The organism is Rhodococcus sp. A14, from assembly GCF_011603105.1.
Classification (GTDB): Bacteria; Actinomycetota; Actinomycetes; order Mycobacteriales; family Mycobacteriaceae; genus Rhodococcus_F; species Rhodococcus_F opacus.
Map to the genome: position 1 here is coordinate 1 of NZ_JAAOQS010000312.1, position 615 is coordinate 615.

1 protein-coding gene is annotated in these 615 nt (G+C 69.9%); it reads right to left on the reverse strand.

What is annotated here, in order from left to right; translation table 11 throughout:
- Window positions 1–615, reverse strand: a 615-nt coding sequence (locus G9373_RS45580) for an acyl-CoA dehydrogenase family protein (protein ID WP_206034038.1), incomplete at both ends; no start/stop codon positions are given.

Below are 615 nucleotides of genomic sequence, written 5' to 3' on the forward strand. Positions count from 1 at the left end.
CACAGCAGGGTGCGGGCCGCCTCCAGTTCGGTGCGCATGTCGGCGAGCTGGAACTGCAGTGCCTGCGAGTCGATCAGCGGCGACCCGAACGCCTTCCGGTCCGTCAGGTAGGCGACGGCCCGCTCCAACGCGGTCTGCGCGCCGCCCACCGAGCACGCCGCGATGTTGAGCCGGCCACCGTTCAGGCCGGCCATCGCGATCCGGAAACCACCACCCTCGGAACCGAGCAGATTCGCCGCCGGCACCCGCACGTCCTCGAAGATCACCTGCCGGGTGGGCTGGGCGTTCCAGCCCATCTTCACCTCGTTCGGCCCGAACGACAGACCCGGCGACCCCTTCGGGACGATGAACGCCGAAATCCCCCGCGGCCCGCTCTCCCCGGTGCGGGCCATCACCACGTACACATCCGAGGTGCCGGCACCGGAGATGAACTGCTTGACCCCGGTCAGCACGTAGTCGTCGCCGTCGCGGACCGCCCGGGTGCTCAGCGCCGCCGCATCCGAACCGGCACCCGGCTCGGTCAGGCAATAACTGCCCAGCTGATCCATCGAACACAGCCCCGGCACCCACGCGCGGCGCTGCTCCTCGGTGCCGAACCGGTCGATCATCCAGGTG